Origin of the sequence: Enterobacter sp. JBIWA003 (genome assembly GCF_019968825.1) — a bacterium.
In the GTDB taxonomy this organism is placed as follows: domain Bacteria; phylum Pseudomonadota; class Gammaproteobacteria; order Enterobacterales; family Enterobacteriaceae; genus Enterobacter; species Enterobacter quasiroggenkampii.
On sequence record NZ_CP074170.1, the window covers coordinates 1,384,251 to 1,406,053 of the forward strand.

Sequence of the window (21,803 nt, forward strand, 5' to 3'; positions counted from 1 at the left end):
TGGTGGCTACGACGGGATTCGAACCTGTGACCCCATCATTATGAGTGATGTGCTCTAACCAACTGAGCTACGTAGCCATCTTTTTTCGCGTTACCTTATCGGCGTTGCGGGGCGCATTATGCGTATAGACCCTTGCAGCGTCAACACCTTTTTCAACGAAAATAGCCGGAATGTGACTGTTTGGTTAGGTTGCGAACAGCGTGACCGAATATTCGGCAATTATTGGTTATTAATCGGTTTTAGCTGTGCAAAAGCGGGGCAAAAAAAATCAGGCCCCGCAGGGCCTGATGATGAAATGCACGATTATTTGTAGGCTGACTGGTGAACGCCTACCGCACGTCCTGACGGATCGTTCATGGATTTGAACGATTCATCCCATTCAATCGCTTTGGCAGACGAGCAGGCGACGGACGGGCCACCCGGCACACACTCCGCAGCGCTCGGTACCGGGAACAATTCTTCAAAAATTTCACGGTAGAGATACGCTTCTTTCGAACCCGGCGTGTTGTACGGGAAGCGGAAGCTTGCGGTTTCCAGCTGTTGGTCAGAAACCTGTTTCGCCGCGACCTCTTTCAGGGTGTCGATCCAGCTGTAGCCTACGCCATCGGAGAACTGCTCTTTCTGACGCCATGCCACGCTCGCTGGCAGGTAGGATTCAAAACATTCACGCAGGATATGTTTTTCCATTTTTCCGTTGCCGCACATCTTGTCCTGCGGGTTGATGCGCATCGCCACGTCGAGGAATTTCTTATCCAGGAACGGCACGCGCGCTTCCACGCCCCAGGCGGACATCGCTTTGTTGGCACGCGCGCAGTCGAACATGTGCAGCGCCTGGAGTTTACGCACGGTCTCTTCGTGCAGCTCTTTGGCGTTTGGCGCTTTATGGAAGTACAGGTAGCCACCAAACACTTCGTCAGAACCTTCACCGGAGAGCACCATCTTGATGCCCATCGCCTTGATCTTGCGCGACATCAGGTACATCGGCGTTGAAGCGCGGATGGTGGTTACGTCATAGGTTTCGATGTGATAGATCACATCGCGGATCGCATCCAGTCCTTCCTGCACGGTGAAGTGAATTTCATGGTGCACGGTGCCGAGGTGGTTTGCGACTTCCTGCGCGGCTTTCAGATCCGGCGCGCCTTCCAGGCCCACGGCAAAGGAGTGCAGCTGTGGCCACCAGGCTTCTGAGCGCTCCTGATCTTCCACGCGACGGGCCGCGAATTTCTTGGTGATCGCGGAGATCACGGAGGAGTCCAGACCGCCAGAAAGCAGCACGCCGTAAGGTACGTCTGACATCAGATGGCTTTTCACGGAATCTTCCAGCGCCTGACGCAGCTCGGCTTTGTCCGTGACGTTGTCTTTTACCGCGTCGTAATCGAACCAGTCACGCTGGTAGTATGGACGGATCTCGCCGTCTTTACTCCACAGGTAGCTGCCTGCCGGGAACTCTTTGATGGTGCGGCAGACCGGCACCAGGGCTTTCATTTCAGAGGCAACGTAGAAGTTGCCATGTTCATCGTGGCCCATGTACAGCGGGATAATACCGATGTGGTCGCGGCCAATCAGATAGGCGTCTTTTTCGCTGTCGTACAGGGCAAAGGCAAACATACCCTGCAAGTCGTCCAGGAATTCGGGACCTTTCTCCTGATACAGCGCCAGGATCACTTCACAGTCGGACCCGGTCTGGAACGCGTAGCGGTCGCCGTACTCGGCGCGCAGCGCCTGATGGTTGTAGATCTCACCGTTGACAGCCAGCGCGTGCGTTTTTTTCTCGTTATACAGCGGCTGTGCACCGGCGTTGACGTCAACAATAGACAGACGTTCGTGAGCCAGAATCGCTTTGTCACTGGCGTAAACGCCTGACCAGTCCGGTCCGCGATGGCGCATCAGGCGGGACAGTTCGAGTGCCTTTTTACGCAGTTCGCCCGCGTCAGTTTTAATATCCAGTACGCCAAAAATTGAACACATAACCTTCTCCGTTAACCCTGTTGCTTTGTAATGTTGCTTGCTTATGAAAATGCCGCAAAGGGGCAGGGGGCGCAAGCGTTTTACGGGTAAAAACGGAAATAGTGCAATGGTGGTTGCGGATCGGTGAAAAATGCGTATGTCGTGAGCGATTTTATTGATGATTATGCAATGAAAGTGCTTTTCCGTTAGATGCAGTTGTGTTTTAAGGCGAGAAAATAAAAAACCACGCCCTGAGGCGTGGTTCGGAATCAGATAATGTCGATTTCGTCGACGGAGGGGTAAATCCAGCTTGGCCGGAACGGCATCGAATCAATGTCATCAAGCTGAGAGACGCCTGACAGGACCAGAATCGTCTCCAGACCTGCCTGGAAACCGGCAAGAATATCGGTGCGCAGGTTGTCGCCGACAATAACGGTTTCTTCAGAGTGGGCCTGCATCTTGTTGAGTGCGGCACGAATGATCCACGGGCTCGGTTTCCCGACAACGAACGGCTGACGACCAGAGATTTTTTCGATACCGGCACACAGCGCGCCGCAGGCCGGATAAAAACCGCGGCCGTGGGTATCCGGGTTGGTGGCGATAAAGCGCGCACCGCTGGCGACAAAGTATGCAGCTTTATGCATCATCTCCCAGTTAAAGGATCGCGTTTCGCCAACAATCACAAAGTCCGGGTTGACGTCGGTGATGGTAAAGCCCGCTTTGTATAGTTCATGGATCAGCGCACCTTCACCCACCACGTAGGCTTTTTTCCCTTCCTGACGCTTCAGAAAATCCGCCGTGGCCATCGCCGAGGTATAAAACACGCTGTCCGGGACGTCGACCCCTGCCGTGGCAAAGCGGTTTGCCAGATCCTGACCGGTCTGAGAAGGGTAGTTCGTGAGAAGAACCAGAGGCATTCCTTTGTCGATGATGCGGTGAAGAAACTCCGCAGCACCCGGCACGGCAACGTTGTCGTGCATCAGCACGCCGTCGATATCACAAATTACATTCTTAATGGTCATGGACAGTCCGACATTAAAAAAAGAAGGCGTTACTATAAGGTCCGATCAACTTTCCAGCAAATGCTGGAGCAGAATTCCGTTGAGCATGGCGCGTTTGACCAGCGCGAACGCGCCAATCGCCGAACGATGGTCAAGCTTTGAACGAACCACCGGAAGATTCTGGCGGAATGCTTTCAGCGCCTGGGTGTTAATACAGCCTTCAATCGCGGGGAGCAGCACCTTTTCCGCTTCCACAATTTCACCGGCGATCACCACTTTTTGTGGGTTAAACAGGTTAATGGCGATGGCGATGGTTTTCCCCAGATGGCGCCCCACCTGCTCGATCACTTCACAGGCCAGCGCGTCGCCTTTATTAGCGGCTTTGCAGATGGTGCCTATCTTGCAGTCGTCCAGCGTGACGCGGCTTTGATAACCCTGTTCAAGCAGATGGCGAACGCGCTGCTCAATGGCCGTGTTGGCGGCGATGGTTTCAAGGCAGCCAAAGTTGCCGCAGTGGCAGCGCTCCCCGAGGGGCTCAACCTGAATGTGGCCAATCTCACCGACGTTACCGTTGCGCCCAATAAAGATTCGGCCGTTAGAGATAATACCTGCGCCCGTACCGCGGTGGACACGCACCAGAATAGAGTCTTCGCAGTCCTGGCTCGCACCAAAGTAGTGCTCTGCCAGCGCCAGAGAGCGGATGTCATGGCCCACAAAGCAGGTCACTTTGAAGCGCTTTTCCAGCGCGTCGACCAGCCCCCAGTTTTCAACCTGAATGTGCGGCATATAGCGGATCACGCCGCTTTCCGGGTCGACCAGACCGGGCAGTATCACCGAGATGGCGATGAGTTCGCGGATCTTACGCTGACAGCTTTCAATAAACTGCGCGATAGTATTCAGCAGCGCATGCTCCAGCGTCTCCTGGGTGCGTTCCGGAAGGGGATAATGCTCTTCCGCAATGGCTTTGCTGCTCAGATCGTACAGCGTGAGCGTGGTGTCATGACGGCCGAGCCGGACGCCAATCGCCTGGAAATTGCGGGTTTCGGTAATAATAGAGATGGCGCGGCGGCCTCCGGTGGAGGCCTGTTGATCGACTTCTTTGATCAGACCGCGCTCAATGAGCTGGCGGGTAATTTTTGTCACGCTGGCGGGAGCAAGCTGGCTTTGTTCGGCTATCTGAATTCGCGAGATGGGTCCGTGTTGGTCAATCAGGCGATACACCGCCGCACTGTTAAGTTGTTTAACGAGATCGACATTACCGATTTGAGCTTGTCCGCCAGGTGTCATACTTTTACTTACTCAGTGACGACCTCGTTACCATTAACGATGGTCTTAATAATTTTATAATCGTGTGTGAATGCCGTCAGGTTTGCAACCATACCTGGTGCAATTCCGCCGAGCTGTTTATCCACGCCGATTGCGCGGGCCGGATAAAGGGTTGCCATGCGCAGGACTTCCTCAAGCGCAATCCCGCAGTGCTCAACCAGGTTACGTACCCCTTCAATCATGGTCAAAGAGGAACCGCTCAGCGTACCGTTTTCATCCACACACAGTCCATTGCGGTAGTATATTGTTTTACCGGCAAAAATGAACTGCTCAATATTTGCACCTGCCGGCGCGGTAGCGTCCGTCACCAGGCAAAGCTTGTCACCTTTCAGCCGCTTGGCATTGCGAATGTTGGTGTAATCGACGTGTAAGCCGTCAGCAATAATGCCGCAGTAGACGTCTGGCTCATCCAGAATCGCCCCGACCAGACCCGGTTCACGCCCCGTGATATACGGCATGGCGTTATACAGATGCGTCGCGAAGGTAATGCCCGCGCGGAAACCGGCTTTCGCTTCTCTCAGCGTGGCGTTTGAGTGGCCTGCTGAAACCACAATTCCGGCGGCGGCCAGCTTGCTGATGACGTCCGTGCCGGTCATTTCCGGTGCCAGCGTCACTTTGGTGATCACATCGGCGTTGGCACACATGTAGTCAACCAACTCCGCATCGGGCTTACGCACGTAATCCGGGTTATGCGTTCCTTTCTTGACCATGTTCAGCCATGGCCCTTCAAGGTGCAGACCGAGCGCCTGATTTGGGTGTTTGGCCAGATATTCGCGCATCACGCGGATACCCTGCTTCATCAGGTCATCACTGCTGGTGATGAGCGTCGGCAGATAGCTGGTGCAGCCCGATTTCTCGTTGGCTTTCTGCATGATCTCCAGCGTTTCTACCGTTACCGCATCGGCGGTATCATTGAATTGCACACCGCCGCAGCCGTTGAGCTGTACGTCGATGAAACCGGGGGAGATTACTGCTCCATTGAGTGAGCGTTGTTCAATCTCCGGCGGCAGTTCTGCCAGCGGGCAAACACGTTCAATCAGGCCATTCGCGATAACAATCGCGTGGTCATCCAGAATTTCATGGCCGGTATAAATCCGACCGTGGGTTAAAGCGTACATAACGACCCCCGGTTAAAAAAAGCGGCCGCCTCTTGAAAAAGAGGCGGTTATTCAATTACAGACCTTTGATGTTCTCGGCTTCTAACTCGTTGAAGTATTTCAGCGTCTTAACCTTCAGCTCCATCGTCGACGGCTCGTCGCAGACGATGACTGATTTAGGATGCAGCTGCAGACAGCTGATGGTCCACATATGGTTAACGTTGCCTTCAACAGCAGCCTGGAGCGCCTGCGCTTTCACGCCGCCCAGCACCAGAATCATCACTTCTTCGGCATCCAGCAGGGTGCCTACGCCTACGGTCAGGGCGTATTTTGGAACCTGGTTAACGTCACCGTCAAAGAAGCGGGAGTTTGCCACGCGCGTGTCATGGGTCAGCGTTTTAATACGGGTACGAGAAGCCAGAGAGGACGCCGGTTCGTTAAACGCGATATGACCATCATTACCTACGCCACCCATGAACAGGTGGATTTTACCGTAGGAACGGATTTTTTCTTCATACTGACGGCATTCTGCGTCAATATCCGGCGCGTTTCCATTCAGCAGGTTAATATTTTCAGCAGGGATATCAACGTGATCAAAGAAATTGCGGTGCATAAAGCTATGGTAGCTTTCCGGGTGGTCTTTCGGTAAGCCAACGTATTCATCCATATTGAAGGTCACAACATGTTTGAAGCTAACCTGGCCTGCTTTATGCATCTCAACCAGCGCCTTGTAGGCGGTCAGCGGCGTGCCGCCGGTCGGAAGGCCAAGAACGAAAGGACGATCGGCGGTCGGCTTGAAGGCGTTAATGCGGTTTACGATATGGCGAGCGGCCCATTTACCGACTTGTTCAGCAGTTGCCAGGGGAATCAGTCTCATTGTTCACCTCAAAGTTTAAGTAGAAGAGTGGGCGGATGGCTTCGGAACCTGATACTAAAGCGTAACCTGGAAACTTTCAGGCCGGATCAATCCGTCTTGATTTTTTGAATGATAAAATAAGTTTTCGCTGTTAGCCAGTGTAAGGGAGGGCTGAATACGATATTTGGTGACAAAAATCACAAAAAATAGGTGTTTAATTTGCGATACGAATTAATTTTTCACACACTCAGACTGCCAGTGAATTATCAACGGTATCTATCGTTCGTGACACAATAAAAACATAGTTTATGCGCGAGCCTGAAAAACGGGTCTCGTAGGGGGAATAGGATGAATATTTTAGGTTTTTTCCAGCGCCTCGGTAGGGCTTTGCAGCTCCCTATCGCCGTGCTACCGGTTGCAGCGTTGCTGCTGCGATTCGGGCAACCCGATCTTCTTAACGTACCGTTTATTGCTCAGGCTGGCGGTGCTATTTTTGACAACCTGGCGCTGATTTTCGCCATCGGTGTTGCCTCAAGCTGGTCAAAAGACAGCGCGGGTGCTGCAGCGCTGGCAGGGGCAGTCGGTTATTTCATCCTGACGAAAGCGATGGTAACGATTAACCCGGAAATCAACATGGGCGTGCTGGCAGGTATCATTACCGGTCTGGTCGGTGGTGCTGTGTACAACCGCTGGGCAAACATTAAGCTGCCAGACTTCCTGAGTTTCTTTGGCGGCAAACGTTTCGTGCCAATCGCGACGGGCTTCTTCTGTCTGGTTCTGGCCGCTATCTTTGGCTACGTCTGGCCACCGGTACAGCATGCGATCCATGCGGGCGGTGAGTGGATTGTTTCAGCGGGTGCAGTGGGCTCAGGTATCTTTGGTTTTATCAACCGTCTGCTGATCCCAACCGGTCTGCATCAGGTGCTGAACACTATCGCATGGTTCCAGATTGGTGAGTTCACCAATGCTGCGGGTACTGTATTCCACGGCGACATCAACCGCTTCTACGCGGGTGACGGCACCGCAGGCATGTTCATGTCTGGCTTCTTCCCAATCATGATGTTTGGTCTGCCGGGCGCTGCGCTGGCAATGTACCTGGCTGCGCCAAAAGCGCGTCGCCCAATGGTTGGCGGCATGCTGCTGTCCGTTGCGATTACCGCTTTCCTGACCGGCGTAACCGAGCCGCTGGAATTCCTGTTCATGTTCCTGGCGCCGGTGCTGTACCTCATGCATGCGGTTCTTACCGGTATCAGCCTGTTTGTGGCGACCCTGCTGGGTATCCATGCTGGCTTCTCCTTCTCTGCAGGCGCGATCGACTACGTGTTGATGTACAACCTGCCGGCGGCAAGCAAGAACGTCTGGATGCTGGTGGTAATGGGTCTGGTCTTCTTCGTCATCTACTTCGTCCTGTTCACTGCGGTTATTCGTATGTTTAACCTCAAAACGCCGGGCCGCGAAGACACCAAAGACGAAGTGGTCACCAACGAAGCTAACAGCAATACCGAAGAGGGTCTGACTCAGCTGGCGACCAGCTATATCGCTGCCGTCGGGGGGACTGACAACCTGAAAGCCATTGACGCCTGCATCACCCGTCTGCGTCTGACGGTGGGTGACTCTGCGCGCGTCAGCGACGCAATGTGTAAACGCCTTGGTGCATCGGGCGTGGTTAAACTGAACAAACAAACTATCCAGGTTATCGTGGGCGCCAAAGCGGAATCCATCGGTGACGAAATGAAGAAAGTGGTTGCCCGTGGACCGGTCGCGGCGGCATCAACCGACAGCGCACCTGCGTCGACGGCTGCCCCGGTAGCGAAGCCGCAGGCCGTGCCTAACGCCGTGACGGTGGCCGCGCTGGTCTCTCCGGTAACGGGTGACGTGGTTGACCTTGAGCAGGTCCCTGATGAAGCGTTCGCCAGCAAAGCGGTCGGTGACGGTGTGGCGGTGAAACCAACGGATAAAACCGTGGTGTCTCCTGCTGCCGGTACTATCGTGAAAATCTTCAACACCAACCACGCGTTCTGCCTCGAAACCGACAAGGGAGCGGAGATCGTTGTCCATATGGGTATCGATACCGTTGCGCTGAATGGTCAGGGCTTTACTCGCCTGGTGGAAGAGGGCGCTGAAGTGGTGGCCGGGCAGCCGATTCTGGAAATGGATCTGGACTTCCTGAATGCCAACGCGCGTTCCATGATTAGCCCGGTGGTTTGCAGCAACATCGACGACTTCAGCGGTCTGGTCATCCAGGCGAAAGGTCAGGTTGTTGCGGGTCAAACCCCGCTGTACGAGATTAAAGGCAAGTAATCGCTCCTGAGTAGAGTCATGCCTTAAGCGGCGGGGGATATCCTCCGCCGCTTTTTTTTTGCAGCAAAAGCCCCCATTATTTTCTTCAGAGACGTTTTAAGGGTTGTCACTACGTCCGGCTTATAAGATCATATGCCGTTATACGTTGTTTACGCTTTGAGGAATCCACGATGAGTGAGGCTGAAGCCCGCCCGAGTAACTTTATTCGTCAGATCATCGATGAAGATCTGGCCAGTGGTAAGCACACCACAATTCATACCCGTTTTCCGCCGGAGCCGAATGGCTACCTGCATATCGGGCATGCGAAGTCCATCTGCCTGAACTTTGGCATTGCGCAAGACTACCAGGGACAGTGCAACCTGCGTTTCGATGACACCAACCCAGTAAAAGAAGACATCGAATACGTTGAGTCCATCAAAAATGACGTGCAATGGCTGGGCTTCAACTGGTCTGGCGATATCTGCTACTCCTCTGACTACTTTGATCAGCTGTATGCCTACGCGGTAGAGCTTATCAACAAAGGTCTGGCGTATGTTGACGAACTGTCTGCAGATGAGATCCGTGAGTACCGCGGCACGCTGACCGCGCCGGGCAAAAACAGCCCGTTCCGCGATCGCAGCGTGGAAGAGAACCTGGCGCTGTTTGAAAAAATGCGTGCCGGTGGTTTCGAAGAAGGCAAAGCCTGCCTGCGTGCCAAAATTGACATGGCATCGCCGTTCATCGTGATGCGCGATCCGGTGCTGTATCGTATTAAGTTCGCTGAACACCACCAGACTGGCAACAAGTGGTGCATCTACCCGATGTACGACTTCACTCACTGCATCAGCGATGCGCTGGAAGGCATCACCCACTCGCTGTGTACGCTGGAGTTCCAGGACAACCGTCGTCTGTACGACTGGGTGCTGGATAACATCACCATTCCGGTGCATCCGCGCCAGTACGAGTTCTCTCGTCTGAATCTGGAATACACCGTGATGTCCAAGCGTAAGCTGAACCTGCTGGTGACCGACAAGCACGTTGAAGGCTGGGATGACCCGCGTATGCCGACCATCTCCGGTCTGCGCCGTCGTGGTTACACCGCGGCGTCAATCCGTGAATTCTGCAAGCGTATTGGCGTGACCAAGCAGGACAACACCATTGAGATGGCCTCTCTGGAATCCTGCATTCGCGAAGATCTCAACGAAAACGCCCCGCGCGCGATGGCCGTTATCGATCCGGTGAAACTGGTCATCGAGAACTATCCGCAGGGCGAGAGCGAGCTGGTCTCCATGCCTAACCATCCGAACAAACCGGAAATGGGAAGCCGTGACGTGCCGTTCAGCGGCGAGATCTGGATTGACCGCGCTGACTTCCGTGAAGAAGCCAACAAGCAGTACAAGCGTCTGGTGCTGGGTAAAGAAGTACGTCTGCGTAATGCTTACGTCATCAAAGCCGAGCGCGTTGAAAAAGATGCGGAAGGGAATATCACCACCATCTTCTGTTCTTATGACGCTGAGACGCTGAGTAAAGATCCGGCGGATGGCCGCAAGGTGAAAGGCGTTATCCACTGGGTGAGCGCAACCCACGCGCTGCCGGTCGAGATCCGTCTTTACGATCGTCTGTTCAGCGTGCCTAACCCAGGTGCGGCGGAAGACTTCCTGGCGACCATCAACCCGGAATCGCTGGTGATTAAGCAGGGTTATGCGGAGCCGTCCCTGAAAGCGGCTGAAGCGGGCAAAGCGTTCCAGTTCGAACGTGAAGGTTACTTCTGCCTGGACAGCCGTTACAGCACGGCGGAAAAACCAGTATTTAACCGTACCGTAGGCCTGCGTGATACCTGGACGAAGATCGGCGAATAATATTCCTGCTCTGGTCAATGAGAGACAAACGCCGCATTATGCGGCGTTTTTTTATTTAACGATCAGAGTATTAAGCCAGGGACTAAAGAGGCGTTCTGAAAATAACAGGTCAATGAGGTGCTACTTATTTTTTAAAAAAAAGTTTGTGTCATTGCCAAAATTAAAAAGGTGATAAAAAAGGAACGCAATCTCACGTCTCGCCACTGAAAAACCTGAGAATTACCCGTCATTCCTCGCCTTCCTGTAAATGTTACAAAGCGCTACCAATTATGTGCACTTCGTCATAATCCTGACTTTTGCCCGCTGAAAAGCATTGATAATTCGCGTCGCGAAAAATAACCTAAAGACGGTAGTTAATTCGAGGGTATTTAAAACTACCCCTGACCATTTGGTCTTTTTTATTTACGCCGTTTCAGGCGTTTTAATTCGTCAAAGAGGAATAATCTATGCGTACGTTCAGTGGCAAACGTAGTGCGCTGGCGCTGGCTATTGCCGGTGTGACAGCAATGTCGGGGCTGGTGATTGCGCCAGAGGCAAAAGCAGCGGGTTTCATCGAAGATTCTACCCTCACGGGCGGTATTTATTACTGGCAGCGTGAGCGTGACCGTAAAGACGTCACTGAAGATAAATACAAAACCAACCTCTCGCACTCCACCTGGAACGCCAACCTGGACTTCCAGTCAGGCTACGCCGCGGATATGTTCGGTCTGGATATTGCCGCGTTCACCGCGATCGAAATGGCGGAAAACGGCGACAGCGGCCACCCGAACGAAATCGCCTTCTCCTCCAGCAACAAAGCCTATGATGAAGACTGGTCCGGGGATAAGAGCGGAATCAGCCTTTACAAAGCCGCAGCGAAATTCAAATACGGCCCGGTCTGGGCGCGTGGGGGGTATATTCAGCCAACTGGCCAGACGCTGTTAGCCCCACACTGGAGCTTTATGCCGGGTACCTATCAGGGGGCGGAAGCAGGAGCTAACTTTGACTACGGCGATGCGGGTGCGCTGAGCTTCTCCTATATGTGGACCAACGAGTACAAAGCACCGTGGCACATTGAGATGGACAAGTTCTACCAGAACGATAAGAAAACCAAGGTCGATTACCTCCACTCGCTGGGTGCGAAATACGACTTCAAAAACGATCTTGTTCTCGAAGCGGCATTTGGCCAGGCGCAAGGGTATATCGATCAATACTTTGCCAAGGCCAGCTATAAGTTCGATATCGCGGGTAGCCCGTTGAGTACCAGCTACCAGTTCTACGGTACGCGCGACAAAGTCAGTAACGGTGGTGTCAACGACATCTACGACGGCACCGCGTGGCTGCAGGCGCTCACCTTTGGCTACAAGGTCGGTCAGGTTGATTTGCGTCTGGAAGGCACATGGGTGAAGGCGGAAGGGCTGCAGGGCTACTTCCTGCAGCGTATGACCCCGACCTACGCCTCCTCCAACGGTCGTCTTGATATCTGGTGGGATAACCGCTCCGACTTCAACGCCGACGGTGAGAAAGCGGTCTTCTTCGGCGCAATGTACGATCTGAAAAACTGGAACCTGCCTGGCTGGGCGGTGGGCGCGTCTTACGCTTACGCCTGGGATGCAAAACCTGCCGACATGGCAACACCGGATGCTTACTACGATCCAAACTATCGCCTGAAAGAGTCTTCCTACAGCCTGGATGCAATCTATACCCTGCAGGATGGCCGCGCGAAAGGCACGATGTTCAAACTGCACTTCACCCAGTACGACAACCACTCCGATATCCCGAGCTACGCGGGCGGTTACGGCAACATCTTCCAGGATGAACGTGACGTGAAATTCATGGTTATCGCACCGTTCACCATCTTCTGATGAATCGTCCGGCGGGTCAGCTCCCGCCGGACCGGAGACTGCATATGATGAAAAAAATCGTAATCGTCGCGCTGTTGGCATCGGGGCTGGTGGCGTGCGCCCAGACTCAGGCACCGAAAGAGGATTCCCGTCTCAGGGAGGCCTACAGCGCCTGTATTAATACTGCGGAAGGCTCGCCGGAGAAAATTGAAGCCTGCCAGAGCGTGCTGAATGTGCTGAAGAAAGAAAAAGCGCACGAGCAGTTTGCGACGCAGGAAAATGTCCGGGTGATGGATTACCAGGCCTGTATCCAGGCGCGTAAAACCGGTAACGATCAGGAAGTGGCGAAGCGTTGCGACAAGATCTGGAACGAGATACGCAATAACAATAAATAAGTTGCTTTACGCCCGGTAGCGCAGCGCCACCGGGCTTTTTTTCAGGCAAAAAAAAGCCAACCTTGCGGCTGGCTCAGAGTATGAATACTCGCTTATTTTGCGTCGTGCGCGTGGTCATCTTCACGGCAGTCGCCTTCAGCGCAGTGACCGTAAAGGTACAGGCTGTGGTTGGTGAGGCGGATACCGTGACGCGCGGCGATTTCACGCTGACGCGCTTCGATGGAATCATCGCTAAATTCAATGACCTTGCCACAGTCGAGGCAGATCAGGTGATCGTGGTGCTGTTGCTGGGTCAGTTCGAATACAGATTTACCGCCTTCGAAATTATGACGGGTGACAATGCCCGCGTCATCAAACTGGTTCAGCACGCGATAGACGGTAGCCAGCCCAATCTCTTCACCCATGTCGATAAGACGTTTATAAAGGTCTTCCGCACTGACATGGTGATTGTCTGGACCCTGAAGCACTTCGAGGATTTTTAACCGAGGAAGCGTAACTTTCAGGCCAGCCTTCTTTAATGCGGTATTGTTGTCAGTCATGCGGAATCTGTCCTGTTGCTAAACGATTCACTTCTGTAGGAAGTGACAGAAAATGCACCTGGGATAATGCGTCTCATTATAGAACTGCCATGGCTAAATGAAAACTGCAAGTCTCAGGCAAAATATGCTTATAAAAATGGGGTATCACCAACAAACTTGCTCGATGGAAAACCACATTTATCAGGGAGACATTGTACAGGTCTGGGCGAAAAAGTTAAAAGATTGTAGCAATTAATTTAATCGGTTTGACCTGGTGCACGGGCGCAACCGCCGTTGCGCCGCGAGAAAAATCAGGCGTTAAGAATATCGTCCAGGTGCAGTTCTTCACGGATCTGCTTAACCCATTTCTCAACGCGCTCTGCGGTCAGTTCTGGCTGACGGTCTTCGTCGATGGCCAGGCCCACGAAGTGATCGTCATCGGCCAGGCCTTTAGACGCTTCGAAGTGGTAACCGGCGGTCGGCCAGTGGCCGACGATCACTGCACCATTCGGCTCAATGATGTCGCGGATGGTACCCAGCGCGTCACAGAAGTACTCGGCGTAGTCTTCCTGATCGCCGCAGCCAAACAGGGCGACCAGCTTACCGTTGAAGTCCACTTCTTCCAGCGTCGGGAAGAAATCATCCCAGTCACACTGGGCTTCACCGTAGTACCAGGTCGGAATACCCAGCAGCAGAATGTCATAGCCTTCGAGATCTTCTTTGCTGCTCTTGGCGATGTCATGCACATCAGCAACGTCTTTACCGAGCTGTTTTTGAATGTTTTTCGCGATATTTTCGGTATTGCCGGTATCACTGCCAAAGAAAATGCCGATGATTGCCATGAGTAAAATAACCTCTTGAAACTTAATAGTATGGTGGCGCAATTCGGCCACGGATAAGGGCAATAATAGCAGAACTGGCAACCCTGCGGAAACAGCTATCGCGCAGGACTGCACTCTGTGCTACATGAAAAGGGTAATTAAGGGAATTTTCAGACTTATGCCTGGCCGCGCAATGTCTCAAGCTGGGCGATCAGCATCTCTTCAATGAGCTCGCTGCGGCTGATATTTCGCGCCTCGGCCAGCTCGTTAAGTGCATCGACCGCGTCAGCGTTGAGCTTCAGTTCGACACGCTTAAGCCCACGATTTTTATCGCGTTTAAGCTGATTGCGTTTATTGATACGCAGCTGTTCATCGCGCGAAAGCGGATTCGTCTTCGGTCGTCCCGGGCGACGCTCATTCGCGAACAGATCTAGTGTCGTACGGTCCGTTTGTTCTTTGGCCATGATTCTGAGACTTCGGGGGAAACACGCCGCCCTGCTAATGCCCGGGCGATAAGCGCGCCATCATACATCACCAAAAACGGCGCGCCAACGACTGGAAGCCCGCAGCCTTCCAGTCGCTCTCTTTTTAATCAATTTGCAGTATCAGCAAGATAGCGGCGAATGGCGCGCAGTACGGCGTCAGGTTTTTCCGCATGCACCCAGTGCCCGGCTCCGGCAATGACGTGGGCGCGAGCCTGCGGGAATTGCGCCAGTATGGCGTCGCGGTACGCGTCGGTAACGTAAGGGGATTTACCGCCGCGAATAAAGAGGGTAGGGTGCGGCCAGGCGGGTACGGTTTGCCAGCCCACAATATTGTTGTACTGGTTCCAGAGCACCGGCACGTTAAAACGCCACTGGCCGTCAACAAACGACTTCAGCAGGAACTGCACGACGCCTTCTTCATCAAGATGCTCACGCATGACGGTAGCGGCCTGCTGGCGGGTCGCGACACCCGCTTCGGTGACCGCATTGATGGCGGCAAAAATCTCGTCGTGACGGCGTACGTCGTAATCCACGGGCGCAACATCAATCACCACCAGGCCGTTAATACGCTCCGGGGCCAGCGCCGTCAGGGCCATCACCGCTTTGCCGCCCATTGAATGCCCGATGAGGGTGACCTTTTGCAGATCGTTGGCATCCAGCGTATCCAGCAGATCCTGCGCCATCGCGGCGTAGGTCATCTCGTCGGAACGGCCGGAAAGACCGTGATTGCGCATATCGACCTGTAAGATATCGTGATCGGTAACCAGATCGCGCGCCAGCACGCCCAGGTTATCCAGGCTGCCAAAAAGCCCGTGAACCAGTACGATGGGAGAATTATTGTTCGGCGATTGTGCAGTTTGCGCTCGGGTATTCAATTTCATGGCAAAGTTCTTTTTTTACGTATGTCAGGTTAGGGTATCATGTTGACCATTCTGCCGCCCGGCTGCAAGGTTCCAGTTTAATCTGACTTTTGCCGCCAACCTGGTTTGACGCTATCCGCTGTTGGGATTTGACCTTATAATCCCAATGACTTGTATTCAGATAAGATATCGCACTGGATTAAGATGAAAACAATCGAAGTTGATGACGAACTCTATCAGTATATTGCCAGCCAGACGCGGCATATCGGGGAGAGCGCGTCCGACATTTTACGGCGCATGCTTAAAATTTCCGCCGCTTCACAGCCTGCTACCCCAGTCACCAAAGATGTCGTGTCTCAGCCAAGCGTTGTTGCACAAGCAAAACCTGCCGTGACGCCGGCAAAAGATAAAGTGCGCGCGATGCGCGAGCTGCTGCTCTCCGATGAATACGCGGAGCAGAAAAAGGCGGTCAACCGCTTTATGCTGGTGCTGTCTACACTTTATTCACTGGATAACAAAGCGTTTGCTGAAGCGACCGAGTCGCTGCATGGTCGTACTCGCGTCTACTTCGCGGGCGACGAGCAGACGCTGCTGCAAAATGGCAATCAAACCAAACCCAAACATGTTCCTGGCACCCCGTACTGGGTGATCACCAATACCAACACGGGCCGCAAGTGCAGCATGATTGAACACATCATGCAGTCCATGCAGTTCCCGGCGGAATTGATTGAAAAGGTTTGCGGTACAATTTAACCCTTGCATCAGAAGGACCCGGTAATGGCAAATCACAGCCGTGCAGGCCAACCTGCACAACAAAGCGATTTGATTAACGTCGCTCAGCTGACCGCGCAGTATTACGTGCTGAAGCCGGTCGTGGGCAACGCAGAACACGCAGTGAAGTTTGGTACATCTGGTCACCGCGGCAGCGCGGCGCGCCACAGCTTTAACGAACCGCACATTCTGGCCATTGCTCAGGCCATTGCGGAAGAGCGCGCTAAAAACGGCGTTACCGGTCCGTGCTACGTGGGGAAAGATACCCATGCCCTGTCTGAACCGGCCTTTATTTCCGTGCTGGAAGTTCTGACAGCGAACGGCGTTGATGTGATTGTTCAGGAGAACAACGGCTTCACCCCAACGCCTGCGGTGTCTAACGCCATCCTGGTACACAACAAAAAAGGTGGCGCGCTGGCTGACGGTATCGTTATCACGCCATCCCACAACCCGCCGGAAGACGGCGGCATCAAATACAACCCGCCTAACGGTGGCCCGGCAGACACCAACGTCACCAAAGTGGTTGAAGATTGTGCGAACGCCTTGCTGGCCGACGGTCTGAAAGGCGTGAAGCGCATCTCTCTGGATGCGGCCATGGCGTCCGGCCACGTAAAAGAGCAGGATCTGGTTCAGCCGTTCGTGGAAGGTCTGGCGGATATCGTCGATATGGCGGCCATCCAGAAAGCCGGCCTGAAGCTGGGTGTGGATCCGCTGGGCGGCTCCGGTATTGAATACTGGAAACGTATTGCCGAGCACTACAAGCTGGATCTGACCATCGTGAACGATCACGTCGATCAGACCTTCCGTTTTATGCACCTGGACAAAGACGGCGCGATCCGCATGGACTGCTCCTCCGAGTGCGCAATGGCGGGCCTGCTGGCGCTGCGTGATAAATTCGATCTGGCGTTTGCTAACGACCCGGATTACGACCGCCACGGTATCGTCACTCCTGCCGGGCTGATGAACCCGAACCACTATCTGGCAGTCGCGATTAACTACCTGTTCCAGCACCGTCCGCAGTGGGGCAAAGAGGTGGCTGTCGGTAAAACGCTGGTTTCCTCCGCGATGATCGACCGCGTGGTGGACGCGCTGGGCCGCAAGCTGGTGGAAGTGCCGGTGGGCTTCAAATGGTTTGTTGACGGTCTGCACGACGGCAGCTTTGGCTTCGGTGGTGAAGAGAGCGCGGGAGCTTCTTTCCTGCGCTTCGACGGCACGCCGTGGTCAACCGATAAAGACGGCATCATCATGTGCCTGCTGGCGGCGGAAATCACCGCGGTCACCGGTAAAAACCCGCAGGAACATTACAACGACCTGGCGGCACGCTTTGGTGCGCCAAGCTATAACCGTATTCAGGCCAGCGCAACGTCAGCCCAGAAAGCAGCCCTGTCCAAACTCTCTCCGGAGATGGTCAGCGCAAGCACCCTGGCCGGTGACCCGATCACCGCGCGTCTGACGGCGGCACCGGGTAACGGCGCCTCCATTGGTGGGCTGAAAGTAATGACCGAAAACGGCTGGTTCGCTGCGCGTCCATCCGGCACGGAAGATGCGTATAAAATCTATTGCGAAAGCTTCCTCGGCGCTGAGCATCGTCAGCAGATTGAGAAAGAAGCGGTAGAGATTGTCAGCGAAGTGCTGAAAAACGCGTAAGTGGTGTTTGGGTGCGGGCTGATGCCCTCACCCCCGGCCCTCTCCCACAGGGAGAGGGAGAAAACACTAAAAACGGCAACCCATGGGTTGCCGTTTTGCTTTTACCTAACTGTGCTTATTCTTCAATTCAAACCGCGGTGACACCAGACCGTACAGCGTCCAGCCCATAAAGGTCACCATCGCGCCATACAGCATCGCTTCCTGGCCGGAGGAATAGAGTGCATAGAAGCTGTAGATTGCCCCAATCAGCGCCACGATATTGGCCGCTCGCGCCTTGCGTGGATCCACCTTCGCGACTTTCTGAATAATCACCAGCGCCGCCATCGACAGGATATACGGAATGATATTCGTCACGACCGCCAGGTTGACCAGCACGTTGAACTGGCTGTTCAGCGACGGGCTAATGGTCATCAGCGACAATCCGCTCTGGAAGATGACAATCGCCAGCATGCCCTGCACCGGCGCATCGGCTTTGGTGACGCGGGAGAAGATTTTTGGGAAGTAACCTTCATCAGCCGAGGATTTAAACACCTGCGCGATGGTGAACTGCCAGCCAAGGAGTGAACCGCAGCACGACATGACCATCAGACCCATAATCACTTTTCCGACTTCCGGCGTGAACATCTGCGCGAAGGCCAGCCCGAACGGCGCCGTGGAGTTGGCCAGATCCATGTTCGGAACGATGCCCGCAATGACGTTCGTCGAGACGATATAGATCACCGCCGCGCCCAGCGTACCGCCGAGGACCGCAATCGGGACGTTCTTTTCCGGATTATCAACGACTTCTGCGTTCGCGCAGGCGGATTCCAGACCGAGGAAGGCCCAGAGCGTCATGGCGATAGAAGAGCCGACTGCGCTGAAGAACGGCACATGGTGCGGGTTCCAGGAGTTGGCGTACAGGGTCGGGCTGAACCAGAACCAGCCGATGATGCACAGGCCGACAACCGGAATAATCACGCCCCAGACGGTGATGCTGCTGAGCTGTCCGGTGATACGCGCGCCGCCAAAGTTAGCCACGGTGCAGATCCACAGCACGCCGATGGTGGCTAAACCAATCTGTACCGGGCTGAGCGTCGCGCCAAACAGCTCCGTACCGTAGCCCACGGCGGAGATGGCAATCGCCACGTTGGCGATCAGCAGTGACACCCCGTAGGTATAGTTGGCCATAAAGTTGCCCGACTTGCCAAAGGCATACTCGGCGTAGCCTCCCATGCCGCCTGACTTGCGGCTGAACATCCCGCACTTGGCAAATGCCCATGCCAGCGCCATTGAGCCGACGGCGGTCACCAGCCAGGAGATGATTGAAATGGTTCCTACTTCGGCAAGCTTGGTGGGCAGCATGATGATGCCGGAGCCCATCATGTTCACCATGGTGAGGATGGTCAGCTGCACCACGCCCATCTTATTGGACTTACTCATAATTTCTCTCCTTTCAGCAGCGCGGGCTGAGCGGCGGGTTGTTTGATGACGTTACAGCGAACCTGTTTACGGCCCTCACACTCCTCGACGTACACACCCTGCAGCTCCGGCGCAAAGCCCGGCAGCAGGTTGATGCCTTCTTCCAGCGCGGTGAAGTAGCGCAGCACGGAGCCGCCCCAGACCTCCCCAGGGACAACGCACAGCACCCCCGGCGGATAAGGCAGGGCGCCTTCCGCGGCGATGCGGCCTTCCGCGTCGCGAAGGGAGACCAGTTCCACTTCTCCGCGCAGATAGGCATAGTTCGCGTCCTGCGGGTTCATCATCACGCGTGGGAAATGGGACTTGCGGAACATCTCTTTCTGCAGCTGTTTCACGTTGTGACGGGCGTACAGGTCATGCATCTCCTGGCAGATCTGGCGCAGGGTGTAATCCGCGTAACGTTCCGGATGTTGTTTGTAGAGAGAAGGCAGGACGTCTTTCAGCGGAGCATCGCTCTCGAGCAGTTTTTCGAAGCGCACCAGCTGCGCCACCAGCTGCTGCAGTTTGCCCATATCTTCCGCAGGCGTGAGCAGGAACAGGATCGAGTTGAGATCGCATTTCTCCGGCACGATGCCGTTTTCACGCAGGAAGTTGGCAAGGATGGTGGCGGGCACGCCGAAATCGTCATACTCCCCGGTGCGGGCGTTAATGCCCGGCGTGGTCAGCAGGAGCTTGCATGGGTCGATAAAATACTGATGCTCAGCGTAGCCTTCAAAAGCGTGCCAGTTTTCACCCGGTACGAAGTGGAAGAAGCGCAGATTGGTCGCAATCTCCGCCGTGTCCCAGCTTTCCCACGGACGGCCCTCCACCGTCTCCGGCACGAAGGGGCGCAGATACCGGCAGTTCTCCAGGATTAGCTTACGCGTTTCAATACCGTTCACCACGCAGTCCATCCACATGTTGCGGCCGCTCTGGCCTTCATGCATACGGGCGTTGATGTCCAGCGCGGCAAACAGCGGATAGAACGGGCTGGTGGAGGCGTGCATCATAAAGGCATTATTCAGCCGCTTATGCGGGACATAGCGCTGCTGGCCTTTGATGTGGCTGTCTTTCTTGTGAATTTGCGAGGTCTGGGAGAAGCCAGCCTGCTGTTTATGCACGGACTGGGTAACCAAAATCCCCGGGTCGTTTTCGTTCAGCTCCAGCAGCAGCGGCGAGCAGTCGGCCATCATCGGAATAAACTGCTCGTAACCCACCCAGGCGGAGTCAAACAGGATGTAATCACACAGATGCCCAATCTTATCCACCACCTGACGGGCGTTGTAGATGGTGCCATCGTAGGTGCCCAGTTGGATCACCGCCAGACGGAACGGACGCGCATCGCGCGCACGGCCCGGTGCAACTTCGGCCACCAGCTCGCGCAGGTAATGTTCTTCAAAACAGTGGGCGTCAATGCCACCGATAAAGCCGTACGGGTTGCGCGCCGTTTCCAGATAGACCGGCGTTGCGCCTGCCTGGAGGAGGGCACCGTGATGGTTGGATTTGTGGTTATTACGGTCGAACAGTACCAGGTCGCCCGGGGTGAGCAGAGCGTTAAGCACCACTTTGTTAGATGACGAGGTGCCGTTCAGCACGAAGTAGGTCTTATCGGCATTAAAGACCTTCGCCGCATGTTGCTGCGCAATGCACGGCGCGCCCTCGTGAATCAGCAGATCGCCCATTGCGACGTCGGCGTTACACAGATCGGCGCGGAAAAGCGTCTCGCCAAAGAAATCAACGAACTGGTTACCGGCTGGATGGCGACGGAAGAACTGGCCGCCCTGATGCCCCGGGCAGTCAAACGCGCTGTTGCCCTGCTTCACATAGTCGACCAGGGCGCGGAAAAACGGCGGGCGCAGCTGGGTTTCATACCGCAGGGCAGCCGCTTCCAGCTGGCGTCCATAAAAGTCGTTGCTGGTGCCTGAATACTCAAATACGCCATGAATGCGCGATAAATAGTCTGCCGGAATGATCTCTTCTTTATGCGTCGCAACAAAAACAGGAATACCAAATCCGGTGGCTTCTATTTCCGCCAGTATGCCGTCGGTAATATCACTGACCGCCAGCACAATAGCGGCAACGTCGATATAATCAGAGGTTCTGACATCCACCAGTTCACGCTGGGTGGTAAAGCAATCCGGACATGCACGGCTGGCTGCGATTTTTAAATTTTTCATCTTTCTCTCTTTATTTTAGGTAATAAGCGTCCCTCGATTTCTTGCAAGAAAGAAATCGATAATTTTCCGGAAAAAAAGCAAAGGGTGGCCGCTGATTAAAATCAGTACATTGCTTTTTTGATGATTGAAATTCAGTCCGCCCGGTGCGGATGAGTCTGAATCAAAAGGAATGAGCGCACGAGTTCACAGGCAATAGCCTGTAAAATAAGATGTTTCAGGGTGACCTGTAAGCGAGTGCGCCAGAAGTCGAAGGACTACCGGGCATTAAAGAGATGAAAGTCAAAGCAGTTTCGGTGGGCAAACATCATGATATGTGTTGTCCGCCTTATATGGGGCATTAAACGATTGTTGTTTTCCATGATTCATTTTCCTTTCAGTAATTGAAAGCACGGTCATTTTATCCAGGAAAAGGCGATTAACTGTGAAGAAGATCACCGTTAACCGATCATTTTAGAAATAAATAGTCGTTTTTGATGAATATCGCAGATCAAAACTCTGATTTG

The 21,803-nt window shown here is 54.2% G+C and carries 18 protein-coding genes and 1 tRNA gene; 6 read left to right on the forward strand and 13 right to left on the reverse strand.

Annotated elements, in window-relative coordinates; all coding sequences use genetic code 11:
- The 6 genes from KGP25_RS06600 to nagB all read right to left on the reverse strand — a co-directional run bounded on the left by KGP25_RS06600 (position 1) and on the right by nagB (position 6,248).
- A tRNA-Met gene (locus KGP25_RS06600) sits at positions 1-77 on the reverse strand.
- A 226-nt stretch (positions 78-303) separates the two neighbouring features.
- Positions 304-1,968, reverse strand: a complete 1,665-nt coding sequence (gene asnB, locus KGP25_RS06605; RefSeq protein ID WP_021242994.1) for an asparagine synthase B — start codon at positions 1,966-1,968, stop codon at positions 304-306.
- Between the two features lie 248 nt (positions 1,969-2,216).
- The gene (gene nagD, locus KGP25_RS06610; protein WP_023310763.1) at positions 2,217-2,969 is read right to left on the reverse strand and encodes a ribonucleotide monophosphatase NagD; all 753 of its coding nucleotides are present in this window, start codon (positions 2,967-2,969) and stop codon (positions 2,217-2,219) included.
- 45 nt (positions 2,970-3,014) lie between these two features.
- Positions 3,015-4,235: an N-acetylglucosamine repressor gene (locus KGP25_RS06615; RefSeq protein WP_021242995.1), complete on the reverse strand. Its 1,221-nt coding sequence runs from the start codon at positions 4,233-4,235 to the stop codon at positions 3,015-3,017.
- A gap of 8 nt (positions 4,236-4,243) precedes the next feature.
- Entirely contained in the window at positions 4,244-5,392 is a 1,149-nt protein-coding gene (nagA, locus tag KGP25_RS06620; RefSeq protein WP_223540147.1) for an N-acetylglucosamine-6-phosphate deacetylase, read from the reverse strand.
- Positions 5,393-5,447: 55 nt separating this feature from the next.
- Positions 5,448-6,248: a glucosamine-6-phosphate deaminase gene (gene nagB / locus KGP25_RS06625; protein ID WP_008501061.1), complete on the reverse strand. Its 801-nt coding sequence runs from the start codon at positions 6,246-6,248 to the stop codon at positions 5,448-5,450.
- A gap of 327 nt (positions 6,249-6,575) precedes the next feature.
- On the opposite strand from nagB, the gene nagE reads away from it, so the two are divergent.
- From nagE to chiQ, 4 genes are all read left to right on the forward strand, one after another.
- Entirely contained in the window at positions 6,576-8,528 is a 1,953-nt protein-coding gene (nagE, locus tag KGP25_RS06630) for a PTS N-acetyl glucosamine transporter subunit IIABC (RefSeq protein ID WP_048026960.1), read from the forward strand.
- 170 nt (positions 8,529-8,698) lie between these two features.
- Positions 8,699-10,366, forward strand: a complete 1,668-nt coding sequence (glnS, locus tag KGP25_RS06635) for a glutamine--tRNA ligase (protein ID WP_045909581.1) — start codon at positions 8,699-8,701, stop codon at positions 10,364-10,366.
- Between the two features lie 446 nt (positions 10,367-10,812).
- Positions 10,813-12,210: a chitoporin gene (chiP, locus tag KGP25_RS06640; protein ID WP_223540148.1), complete on the forward strand. Its 1,398-nt coding sequence runs from the start codon at positions 10,813-10,815 to the stop codon at positions 12,208-12,210.
- 47 nt (positions 12,211-12,257) lie between these two features.
- Positions 12,258-12,584 (forward strand): ChiQ/YbfN family lipoprotein, encoded by a 327-nt coding sequence (gene chiQ, locus KGP25_RS06645; protein ID WP_045909866.1) that lies wholly within the window; start codon positions 12,258-12,260, stop codon positions 12,582-12,584.
- A 92-nt stretch (positions 12,585-12,676) separates the two neighbouring features.
- Here the strand turns inward: chiQ and fur are convergent, their stop codons facing one another.
- The 4 genes from fur to ybfF form a co-directional block, all read right to left on the reverse strand.
- Positions 12,677-13,123 (reverse strand): ferric iron uptake transcriptional regulator, encoded by a 447-nt coding sequence (fur, locus tag KGP25_RS06650; RefSeq protein WP_014169146.1) that lies wholly within the window; start codon positions 13,121-13,123, stop codon positions 12,677-12,679.
- Positions 13,124-13,413: 290 nt separating this feature from the next.
- Positions 13,414-13,944: a flavodoxin FldA gene (gene fldA, locus KGP25_RS06655; protein ID WP_008501067.1), complete on the reverse strand. Its 531-nt coding sequence runs from the start codon at positions 13,942-13,944 to the stop codon at positions 13,414-13,416.
- 155 nt (positions 13,945-14,099) lie between these two features.
- A complete protein-coding gene (gene ybfE, locus KGP25_RS06660) occupies positions 14,100-14,387 on the reverse strand; it encodes a LexA regulated protein (protein ID WP_023310772.1) in 288 nt (95 codons plus the stop codon).
- 128 nt (positions 14,388-14,515) lie between these two features.
- A complete protein-coding gene (gene ybfF, locus KGP25_RS06665) occupies positions 14,516-15,289 on the reverse strand; it encodes an esterase (RefSeq protein ID WP_223540149.1) in 774 nt (257 codons plus the stop codon).
- Between the two features lie 183 nt (positions 15,290-15,472).
- Between ybfF and seqA the strand changes: the two genes are divergently transcribed.
- Positions 15,473-16,021 carry a replication initiation negative regulator SeqA gene (seqA, locus tag KGP25_RS06670; protein ID WP_008501070.1) on the forward strand — a complete coding sequence of 183 codons (549 nt, stop codon included), beginning with the start codon at positions 15,473-15,475 and terminating at the stop codon, positions 16,019-16,021.
- Positions 16,022-16,045: 24 nt separating this feature from the next.
- Entirely contained in the window at positions 16,046-17,686 is a 1,641-nt protein-coding gene (gene pgm / locus KGP25_RS06675; protein WP_223540150.1) for a phosphoglucomutase (alpha-D-glucose-1,6-bisphosphate-dependent), read from the forward strand.
- A 105-nt stretch (positions 17,687-17,791) separates the two neighbouring features.
- On the opposite strand, the gene potE is transcribed toward pgm, so the two are convergent.
- The 3 genes from potE to speFL form a co-directional block, all read right to left on the reverse strand.
- A complete protein-coding gene (potE, locus tag KGP25_RS06680; RefSeq protein WP_008501072.1) occupies positions 17,792-19,105 on the reverse strand; it encodes a putrescine-ornithine antiporter in 1,314 nt (437 codons plus the stop codon).
- A complete protein-coding gene (gene speF, locus KGP25_RS06685; RefSeq protein ID WP_223540151.1) occupies positions 19,102-21,300 on the reverse strand; it encodes an ornithine decarboxylase SpeF in 2,199 nt (732 codons plus the stop codon). Before speF ends, potE begins: the two co-directional genes overlap by 4 nt.
- Positions 21,301-21,554: 254 nt before the next feature.
- Positions 21,555-21,659 carry a leader peptide SpeFL gene (gene speFL, locus KGP25_RS06690; protein WP_003858645.1) on the reverse strand — a complete coding sequence of 35 codons (105 nt, stop codon included), beginning with the start codon at positions 21,657-21,659 and terminating at the stop codon, positions 21,555-21,557.
- Positions 21,660-21,803: the final 144 nt, after the last annotated feature.

Coding starts and splice junctions, on each gene's coding strand:
- chiP (WP_223540148.1), top strand. CDS start 10,813: ATGCGTACGTTCAGTGGCAAACGTAGTGCGCTGGCGCTGGCTATTGCC.
- seqA (WP_008501070.1), top strand. CDS start 15,473: ATGAAAACAATCGAAGTTGATGACGAACTCTATCAGTATATTGCCAGC.
- ybfF (WP_223540149.1), bottom strand. CDS start 15,289: ATGAAATTGAATACCCGAGCGCAAACTGCACAATCGCCGAACAATAAT.
- glnS (WP_045909581.1), top strand. CDS start 8,699: ATGAGTGAGGCTGAAGCCCGCCCGAGTAACTTTATTCGTCAGATCATC.
- fur (WP_014169146.1), bottom strand. CDS start 13,123: ATGACTGACAACAATACCGCATTAAAGAAGGCTGGCCTGAAAGTTACG.
- fldA (WP_008501067.1), bottom strand. CDS start 13,944: ATGGCAATCATCGGCATTTTCTTTGGCAGTGATACCGGCAATACCGAA.
- nagE (WP_048026960.1), top strand. CDS start 6,576: ATGAATATTTTAGGTTTTTTCCAGCGCCTCGGTAGGGCTTTGCAGCTC.
- pgm (WP_223540150.1), top strand. CDS start 16,046: ATGGCAAATCACAGCCGTGCAGGCCAACCTGCACAACAAAGCGATTTG.
- nagB (WP_008501061.1), bottom strand. CDS start 6,248: ATGAGACTGATTCCCCTGGCAACTGCTGAACAAGTCGGTAAATGGGCC.
- ybfE (WP_023310772.1), bottom strand. CDS start 14,387: ATGGCCAAAGAACAAACGGACCGTACGACACTAGATCTGTTCGCGAAT.
- asnB (WP_021242994.1), bottom strand. CDS start 1,968: ATGTGTTCAATTTTTGGCGTACTGGATATTAAAACTGACGCGGGCGAA.
- speFL (WP_003858645.1), bottom strand. CDS start 21,659: ATGGAAAACAACAATCGTTTAATGCCCCATATAAGGCGGACAACACAT.
- nagD (WP_023310763.1), bottom strand. CDS start 2,969: ATGACCATTAAGAATGTAATTTGTGATATCGACGGCGTGCTGATGCAC.
- KGP25_RS06615 (WP_021242995.1), bottom strand. CDS start 4,235: ATGACACCTGGCGGACAAGCTCAAATCGGTAATGTCGATCTCGTTAAA.
- chiQ (WP_045909866.1), top strand. CDS start 12,258: ATGAAAAAAATCGTAATCGTCGCGCTGTTGGCATCGGGGCTGGTGGCG.
- speF (WP_223540151.1), bottom strand. CDS start 21,300: ATGAAAAATTTAAAAATCGCAGCCAGCCGTGCATGTCCGGATTGCTTT.
- nagA (WP_223540147.1), bottom strand. CDS start 5,392: ATGTACGCTTTAACCCACGGTCGGATTTATACCGGCCATGAAATTCTG.
- potE (WP_008501072.1), bottom strand. CDS start 19,105: ATGAGTAAGTCCAATAAGATGGGCGTGGTGCAGCTGACCATCCTCACC.